General features: G+C 28.4%; 9 protein-coding genes and 1 pseudogene. 9 read left to right on the top strand and 1 reads right to left on the bottom strand.

Features of this window, described 5'->3' with window-relative positions:
- The first annotated feature begins 19 nt into the window (after positions 1-19).
- From CLOBL_RS15615 to CLOBL_RS15640, 7 genes are all read left to right on the top strand, one after another.
- Entirely contained in the window at positions 20-748 is a 729-nt protein-coding gene (locus tag CLOBL_RS15615) for a glycosyltransferase family 2 protein (RefSeq protein ID WP_077859891.1), read from the top strand.
- Complete coding sequence (locus tag CLOBL_RS28060; protein WP_179117770.1) at positions 745-894, top strand: hypothetical protein; 150 nt, start codon at positions 745-747, stop codon at positions 892-894. The genes CLOBL_RS15615 and CLOBL_RS28060 overlap by 4 nt, the downstream gene beginning before the upstream one ends.
- Positions 891-1,238, top strand: a complete 348-nt coding sequence (locus tag CLOBL_RS15620; RefSeq protein WP_077859892.1) for an EamA family transporter — start codon at positions 891-893, stop codon at positions 1,236-1,238. Before CLOBL_RS28060 ends, CLOBL_RS15620 begins: the two co-directional genes overlap by 4 nt.
- Positions 1,239-1,285: 47 nt before the next feature.
- The gene (locus tag CLOBL_RS15625; RefSeq protein WP_242953856.1) at positions 1,286-2,572 is read left to right on the top strand and encodes a glycosyltransferase family 39 protein; all 1,287 of its coding nucleotides are present in this window, start codon (positions 1,286-1,288) and stop codon (positions 2,570-2,572) included.
- Positions 2,548-3,246, top strand: coding sequence for a response regulator transcription factor (locus tag CLOBL_RS15630; protein ID WP_077859893.1), 699 nt, complete (start codon positions 2,548-2,550; stop codon positions 3,244-3,246). Before CLOBL_RS15625 ends, CLOBL_RS15630 begins: the two co-directional genes overlap by 25 nt.
- A 58-nt stretch (positions 3,247-3,304) precedes the next feature.
- On the top strand, positions 3,305-4,687 hold the full coding sequence (locus CLOBL_RS15635; RefSeq protein ID WP_242953857.1) for a HAMP domain-containing sensor histidine kinase: 1,383 nt from the start codon (positions 3,305-3,307) through the stop codon (positions 4,685-4,687).
- Positions 4,688-5,138: 451 nt separating this feature from the next.
- Entirely contained in the window at positions 5,139-6,404 is a 1,266-nt protein-coding gene (locus CLOBL_RS15640) for a cation:dicarboxylase symporter family transporter (RefSeq protein WP_077859895.1), read from the top strand.
- A gap of 186 nt (positions 6,405-6,590) precedes the next feature.
- On the opposite strand, the gene CLOBL_RS15645 is transcribed toward CLOBL_RS15640, so the two are convergent.
- Complete coding sequence (locus tag CLOBL_RS15645) at positions 6,591-7,118, bottom strand: hypothetical protein (RefSeq protein ID WP_077859896.1); 528 nt, start codon at positions 7,116-7,118, stop codon at positions 6,591-6,593.
- Positions 7,119-7,962: 844 nt separating this feature from the next.
- Here CLOBL_RS15645 and CLOBL_RS28560 point away from each other — a divergent pair.
- Complete coding sequence (locus CLOBL_RS28560) at positions 7,963-8,019, top strand: histidine kinase (RefSeq protein WP_242953858.1); 57 nt, start codon at positions 7,963-7,965, stop codon at positions 8,017-8,019.
- A pseudogene (locus CLOBL_RS15655) lies at positions 8,013-8,435 on the top strand (response regulator transcription factor); the annotation flags it as partial. The gene CLOBL_RS28560 and the pseudogene CLOBL_RS15655, both read left to right, overlap by 7 nt.
- Positions 8,436-8,520 lie beyond the last annotated feature (85 nt).

Genomic DNA, 8,520 nt, shown 5'->3' on the forward strand with positions numbered 1-8,520 from the left:
TGGAAACAGGAGGGATTTAATGAAGTGTTTGATTATAGTACCAGCTTATAATGAAGAAAAAAATATATATAATGTAGTAGCTTCTATAAAAAACAATAACATACATGCAGATATTATAGTTATAAATGATGGTTCTAAAGATAATACGTATTTGGAAGCTAAAAAAGCAGGGGCAGAAGTCATAAATTTAAATGAAAATCTAGGAATAGGAGGAGCAGTTCAAACTGGTTATATTTATGCATTAAAAAAAGATTATGATGTGGCTGTGCAAATAGATGGAGATGGACAGCATGATCCTAAAGAATTGGAAAAATTAATTGAGCAAATGGAGGAAAATCATTTTGATATGATTATAGGTTCAAGATTTGTTGAAAAAACAAATTATATACCAAGTATATTTAGAGCAGTAGGTATAAAGTATTTTTCTAAATTAGTTTCTATCTTATGTAAGAATAATTATTATGATACTACTTCAGGTTACAGAATAATAAATCAAAAGGGAATAAGGCTTTTTGCGAAATATTATCCAAAGGATTATCCAGAAGTAGAAACTATAGTATATGCATACAAAAATGGGCTCACGATTAAAGAAATCGGTGTAAATATGAGGCCGAGAAATAAAGGAAAATCATCTATAACATTTAATAAGTCAATCTATTACATGATTAAAGTTACAATAGCAACATTAATGGTGGCTCAGAAACAAGTTTATTTGAATAATAATTTTGAAAAGGAGATGAGATCATGAGTTTAGTAGAAATTATGCTTATAATATTATCCTTTATAACAGCATATTCAATTATGCAAATAGTTGAGATTAAGAAAAAGTTAGTTCGATTAGTTCAAGAAAATGCTGTTATATGGCAATTTATAAAGGAGCATGAATATAAATGATATATATTTTGTTGTTTATAAACGTTATAATGCTGGTTTGTGGTCAAGTATTATGGAAGTTTGGAGTAAATAAAAGCAATTTTGATTTTTCTATACATGGAATTATTAATATAATTTTTAATCCATACATATTGGGTGGAGGAATTGTTTATGTGTTTGCTACAGGAATTTCGATTTATATATTATCAAAAGAAGAACTCAGCAGAATATATCCTTTCCAAAGTTTATGCTATGTAATTGGAATATTAGCTGGAGTTTTAATATTTAAGGAAAGCTTTACACCTAGTAAAGGTTTAGGGGCATTATTTATTATTATCGGAGCAGTTATTATTGCTGGTAAATAGTATCCAGCTTAGATAACAGCTAATGATTACGGGGGAAAACAATATTAATGAGAAATGAAGAAATGATGATTCATGTGTTTAAGGAAGATAAAAAGATTAAATTAGGACTTATACTAGTAGAAATATTGTTTATAGTAATAGCATCAATTTCAAGTTTTAAATATGGAAATTCAACACTTCTCGGAAGTTTAGAACAATTTGATAATGATGATGTTAAATATATAAGAAGTGCTTGGAATTTAGTACAAAGTGGAATATTTTCATATGAAAATGTAAGCAAGTCCACAGTATACATAATGCCAGGACTTACATTTATATTATTACCTTTTGTAATATTATTCGGTAAATTTCAGGCAATTATAGCATTTAGGATATTTCAAATTGCTTTGCAGGCTGGCAGTTTAAATTTAATATTTTTAATAGGAAGAAAGATTTTTAATAAAAAGGCGGCTCTAGCAGCCTGCATTATTGATTCGATTTATATAGTTGAGATATATGCAGGAAATCTCATACTTATGGAAGTTACATTTAAGTTCATATTTTTACTTCTTGTATATGTAAGTATTTTAGCATTAGAAACTAAAAAAAAGAAGCATTATGTACAAGCAGGTATAGTTTGGAGCTTGGGGTGTTTGTTTAAGCCTACAATAGCAGCTTATCCAATAGTTATATTTATTGTCTGGATTAAAAATAGGTATAAGGTGAAAGAAATGGTTAAGTATGCTAGTATAGTAATATGTATATTTTGTATAATAATGTCACCTTGGTGGATAAGGAACTATAAAGATTTTAATATGTTTATACCATTTACTAAGTCTAGTGGCAACCCTTTTTTGCAAGGAACTTTTATTAATTATGATCAAAGTAACGGATGGGGTGTAGAGTATAGGCACAGTGAAAATTTTATACAAAGCAACGAATACGAAATAGAAGCAGGAATGGAAAGATTAGAGAAATATGGAGTACAAGAACCTCTAAAATTTATTTATTGGTACACCATTGGAAAGACTTTATATTTTTGGTATGAACCATTTTACTGGTACGAAATTTTAGGGATTACCTATAAGTGGGCATTCTTAGAACATTATCTTATATTAATAACGGCTGTTATTAGCATTATTAATACTGTTAGATCACAAAAGTGGAATTTAGGAAAGCAGGTAATTGCATTAAGTATAATAGTGATGAATTTAGTATACTTACCATACTATACATGCAGCAGATATGCATATCCGCTTATGCCTTTAGTGATTATTTTTTCGGGTGATTATGTGTTGAAGTTTGTAAGTTTAAAGGCAGGGAGTAAAAAATGGAAAAGAAGCAATCAATATTAGTGGTAGATGATGAAAAAGATATTAGAGAAGTTATTGAAATTTATTTAGTTAATGAAGGCTTTGAGGTTATTACAGCATGTGATGGATTAGAAGCTTTAGAAAAATTAGAAAATACTAATATAGATTTGATAATTTTAGATATAATGATGCCTAAATTAGATGGCATTAGGACATGCTTAAAAATAAGAGAAGAAAAGAAGATGCCTATAATAATGCTATCAGCGAAAGGTGAAGATAGTGATAAGATTTTAGGCTTAAATATAGGTGCGGATGATTATGTTGTAAAGCCATTTAATCCTTTAGAGCTCGTGGCTAGGGTGAAATCTCAAATAAGAAGAAACACAAGTTTTAATGAGCCAAGGGAAGAAAACAGCGATGAGATATGTGTAGATGGACTTGTTATAAATAGAGCTACAAGGGAAGTCTTTGTAGATGACAAGTTTGTCAGGCTAACTCCAAGGGAATTTGATATATTAACAGTTTTAGCATTAAATCTTGGGAGGGTTTTAAGTACGGAGCAGATATATGAAAAGGTATGGGATGAACCTTTTTTTAATTCTGATAATACTGTAGCTGTTCATATAAGAAATATAAGAGAAAAGATAGAGATTAATCCTAAAGAACCTAGATATATAAAATTAGTATGGGGGATAGGGTATAAGATTGATAAATAATAAAATAAATAGATTAGCTATATGCAGGATTTCTTTTAAATATGTTTAAGCAGTAGGGGTGGATCAGTTGAAAAAAAAGATTATAAGAAGTTTACACAGTTTGAATGTAAAATTTATATTAATGAATATACTTAGTCTTTTTATAATAATGGGGGGAATTAGTGTAATTGTATATTCAATTTATGTAGATAGTCCTTCTAAAAATATTACTGATTTTAACAGCGCTTTTGTTGATGCAGAGAGATTTGTGAATAGAAATGATGATTCCTGCGAGGAATATTTAAATGATGTTTCAAAATTACATAAAGTGAATGCAGCTGTTATAGATAGAGATGGGAGAATATTACTAAAATCTAAAAGTATTAAAGAAAATGAATTTGATATGGATAAATTACACAAATGGTTTCATAGAGAATATGAGGATGGAAATTTTTATCAAACTTATGATATTACAATAGATAATAAACTAGAACAATTGATTATATATAGAAAATATAATCAATGGTATAAGCGGTTAGATGATAATACTATTTTATATATCTTAATGATACCAGCAGTTATAGCGATGTTTTTTACATTCTTTTTAATAAATAGAAAAGTAAAGTACATTAAAACAATGGCAAAAGGAGCAGAGGAATTTTCAAGTGGAAACTTAGACTATAGAATAAAGAGAAAAGGCAATGATGAATTAGGATTTCTAGCTCAAAGCATGAATGATATGGCTGAAAAACTTAAGGAAAATATGGAAAAGGAAAGAGCTCAGGAAAAGTTTAAAAGTGAACTGATAACTAATGTTTCTCATGATTTAAGAACTCCATTAACGTCGCTTATAGCCTACTTACAACTTACAGGAGATGAAAAAACTTCACAGGAAAATAAAGAAAAGTATACTGATATATCCATAGAAAAAGCTTATAAGTTAAAAAAGCTTATAGAAGATTTGTTTGAATATTCAAAGTTAGAATCTGGTGGGATATCCTTAAATAAAAGCGAAGTGAATGTCGTTGAGATATTAGAACAAAGCATTGGAGAATTATTTATAGAAGCGCAAAAGAAAAATATGAATTTTAAGAAAGAATTTGAAATGTCTAAAGTGATTTTGAATGTTGACTCCAGTAAATTAGGAAGGGTTTTCGAAAACTTATTATCAAATGCAGTTAAGTATGGTATCGAAGGTACAGATATATATGTAAATTTAATTGATTGTAATGAATACGCAACTATTGCATTTAAAAATGAAATGGCGAGCGAGATTTCTGGAGATATATTAATGCTTTTTGATAGATTTTATAGAGGTGATAAATCTAGAAATTCTAAGATAAGTGGTTCTGGTTTAGGTTTGGCTATCTCAAAGAATATAGTAGAAATGCACAATGGTGAAATTTGGGCGGAGTGTAATAGTAATACGTTTGAGATTTATGTGAAGATTTATAAAAGCTAAAAAGTCGTAAGAAAAAGCACTAAAAACATTATTTATTATTAATTATTAAACCAGCGAAAATCTAAAGTTTAGGTTTTTGATGGTTATTTTTTATTAATGGCCTATTTGCATTAAAACAACTTAAGTAATAAGAAAAATAAGAAAAAATATTTAGAATTTTCAAACAAAAGAATAAAATAGCAATATTTTATGCTATAATGTTTGCTGTAAATTTAATTTTTTATATAAAATTTTAAAATAATCATATTGGATTAATAGCTGATTATGAAAATTACAAAATGTTTGTAAGGTAATATTATTTCTGTACAAGTAAACATTTTAATGAATTTTATATAATTAGAAATTTCAAATTTCTTAATCTAATATAGAAAATTTCATTGATATTCATTCTATTTTTAGGAATGAAAGAGGGAAAATTTTAAATTATAAATTATTGAAAGGGGCTATTATAATGAAAAAAATCGGATTAGCAATTCAAATTCTTATTGGGCTTATACTTGGTATTATAGTAGGAGCTATGTTCTACGGTAATCCAGCTGTAGCATCATATTTACAACCATTTGGGGATATTTTTATCCGCTTAATTAAAATGATTGTAGTTCCAATAGTATTTTCATCGCTTGTTGTTGGTGTAGCAGGCGTTGGTGACATCAAGCAGGTAGGTAAAATAGGAGGAAAAACAATACTCTATTTCGAGTTAGTAACAACTGTTGCTATTATAATAGGTTTAGTGATAGCTAATTTAGCACATCCAGGAACTGGTATAAATATTGAGCAGCTTTCAACAGTAAGTATTGATTCGTATATGAATACGGCAAATGATGCATCTAAGCATAGTTTTATTAGTACTTTTGTAAATATTGTTCCAACTAACATTTTTGATTCACTTGCGAAGGGAGATTTACTTCCAGTTATATTCTTCTCAGTTATGTTTGGTTTGGGTGTTGCTTCAATTGGAGAAAAAGGAAAACCAGTTCTTTCTTTTTTTCAAGGTGTGGCTGATGCGATGTTTTGGGTAACAAATCAGATAATGAAACTTGCTCCACTTGGAGTATTTGGATTAATAGGGGTAACTGTTTCTAAGTTTGGAGTAGCATCTTTGATTCCATTAGGAAAATTAATTGTTACTGTTTATGTAGCAATGATTCTTTTTGTATTTATTGTTCTTGGTTCTGTTGCAAAAATATCAGGGACAAGTATTGTAAAACTTATAAGAATTTTAAAGGATGAACTTATTTTAGCCTATACTACAGCAAGCTCTGAAGCAGTTTTACCAAAACTTATGGAGAAGATGGAGAAGTTTGGATGTCCAAAGGCGATTGCATCGTTTGTTGTACCGACAGGATACTCGTTTAACTTGGATGGATCTACATTATATCAGGCTATCGCAGCACTTTTTATAGCACAAATATATGGAATGCATTTACCAATTGCTACTCAAATAAATCTAGTACTTGTATTAATGCTTACTTCAAAAGGTATGGCAGGAGTTCCAGGTGCATCCTTCGTAGTTTTATTAGCTACTGTTGGTTCCGTAGGAATACCAGTAGAAGGTGTAGCTTTCATTGCAGGAATAGATCGTATTCTTGATATGGCAAGAACTGCCGTTAATGTAATTGGAAACTCATTAGCTGTTGTCGTTATATCTAAATGGGAAAGAAAATATAATAAGAAAGAGGCAGAAGAATATTTTGAATCTATTCAAAAGACAGCATAAATGAAATAGGAAATATTCAGAGTAACCATAATATAAATGGGTTAAAATAAATTTAATTAACAAGAATTAGGAAATACATATATAACTTAGCTTGTTGAGCTTATTTTTTAATATTAATGAAAAAGTGAAAACAGGGTATCTATAAATTAAAGTAGATATCCTGTTTGTTTTATATAAAGAATTTTATTATGAAATTTTCTTTCTTCTGTTTTTTCGCTGATCTAGAAAAAGAGACCAAATCATAGGACACCTTATAAATATAGTTAAGCTTCTGCTTATAAGCTGAGAAGAGAACATTATGAGGTAAGAAACACCGGCATTATTAAGTACCACAAATTCAGACGTAGATATTAGCGAGTGCCTTAATATATAACGTATAGGGATTGTAAAGAATAATACTATTGCGGCAGCTATTCCCCCTTGCTGATATAAAATTCCATCTTCTCCAGTAAATATTTTTGTTACCATGCCTGACGCTATTCCAGATATCAATCCTATTGAAGCAAGAAGAAATAAAGGTGCAGCTTCTTTATATATAATATTAGGACTTAGATTAGCCATTGCGTTAAAAGTAAGATATAAAAATATTATAGGTAATATTACATATTTCTTTGGCTTAACAGGTCTTAATATAACTTGCTTGTATATAGTATATGCCAGCAATAAAATAACTACAAATAACTGGGATAAATTTTGTGTTTGTAAATAATTCATATCTTTCACCTACTTAAATTTTTTCTATGGATAAATCTTAATACATAATAAGTTATATTTGTAGTTACTTAAGTTATAAAAAATATATTACTTAAGTCATATATTGCTCAATATATATACAATGATATAATTTGAAAATAAGAGGATATTTAAATTTCATTTTCTTTAAATATTATTTATCAGTGATCTTGTGGAAATTAAAATTGAGCATAATTAAATTTTCTATTCTCTTTAATATATTTAAAATGAGGTCGTAAAAATGTCTTTGTCAAAAAAATACTTAATAGTTTTGAAATATTGTTTATTTATATCTATATTTATTAATATTTATTCTTCCTATAGCAATAGAATTTTTCCTATGGTATTATTGCTAAGCTTAGGTATTATACTAACGATAAATGATTATATAAGAACGACGAAGTTAGTTAGTAATTTGAATTTTACATACTATTCATCGTTATTTTTAACTATCTGTGGAGTTATGTTAATAGCATATTTCATAAATGGGGTAGGTATTAGTATCTATGTATTTTTTTCATTAGTAGAGCTTTTAGGAATAAAGGCAAAAAAAATAAAAATTTTAATTTTAGTGCATATGCTGTTGTTTCTGACAATATTAATTCTTCAATTAGGGGTACCTAATACTGTAGATAAGTTATCAAAGTTAGGTATTGGTCTTCTAAATTATTTTGCAGTAGCCAGCATAGCATATTCTATAAAAGCTGTCAGAAGAGAAAAAGAAGAAGTAAATAAATTAAATGAGGAACTGAAACATACAAACATAAGACTTCACCAATATATATTAGAAGTAGAAGAATTAACAGCTTCAAAAGAGAGAAACATGATGGCCCAGGAACTTCATGATTCAGTAGGTCATTCACTAATGGCTTTAACGTTATAATTCTTACAACTTTTAATGAGGATGAATATATATTTAAGGCTATTGAAAATGGAGCTGACGGCTACCTTTTAAAAGATGCAGGCTCTGAAGATATAATTAAAGCTATAAAGGCAGTTTATAACGGAGATATGCTCTTTGATCCTGGGGTAACAGTAAAAATAGTTAAGGCTTTTAATTCGATTAACAATGAAAAGCAAGACAAAGTTGAGAAGGATAATGATAAATTAGAGTTACTTACAGCAAGAGAGAAGGAAGTTGCAAAATTAATTGCAACTGGTAAAAGCAATAAAGAGATTTGTAATCTTCTTTTTTTAACAGAAGGAACTGTAAAAAATTATGTCACAAGAATACTTGAAAAACTAGAATTAAATAGCAGAACTGAATTAGCTGTATTCATAAGCAAAGGAGATATATAAAAGAAAGTATATAGACAATTAATAATACTCGACCTGTTGTAAAATGAAATTGAACTAATAAAAATATCCATAGTGGATTATTCTG

Source organism: Clostridium sp. BL-8 (assembly GCF_002006495.1).
Taxonomy (GTDB): domain Bacteria; phylum Bacillota; class Clostridia; order Clostridiales; family Clostridiaceae; genus Clostridium.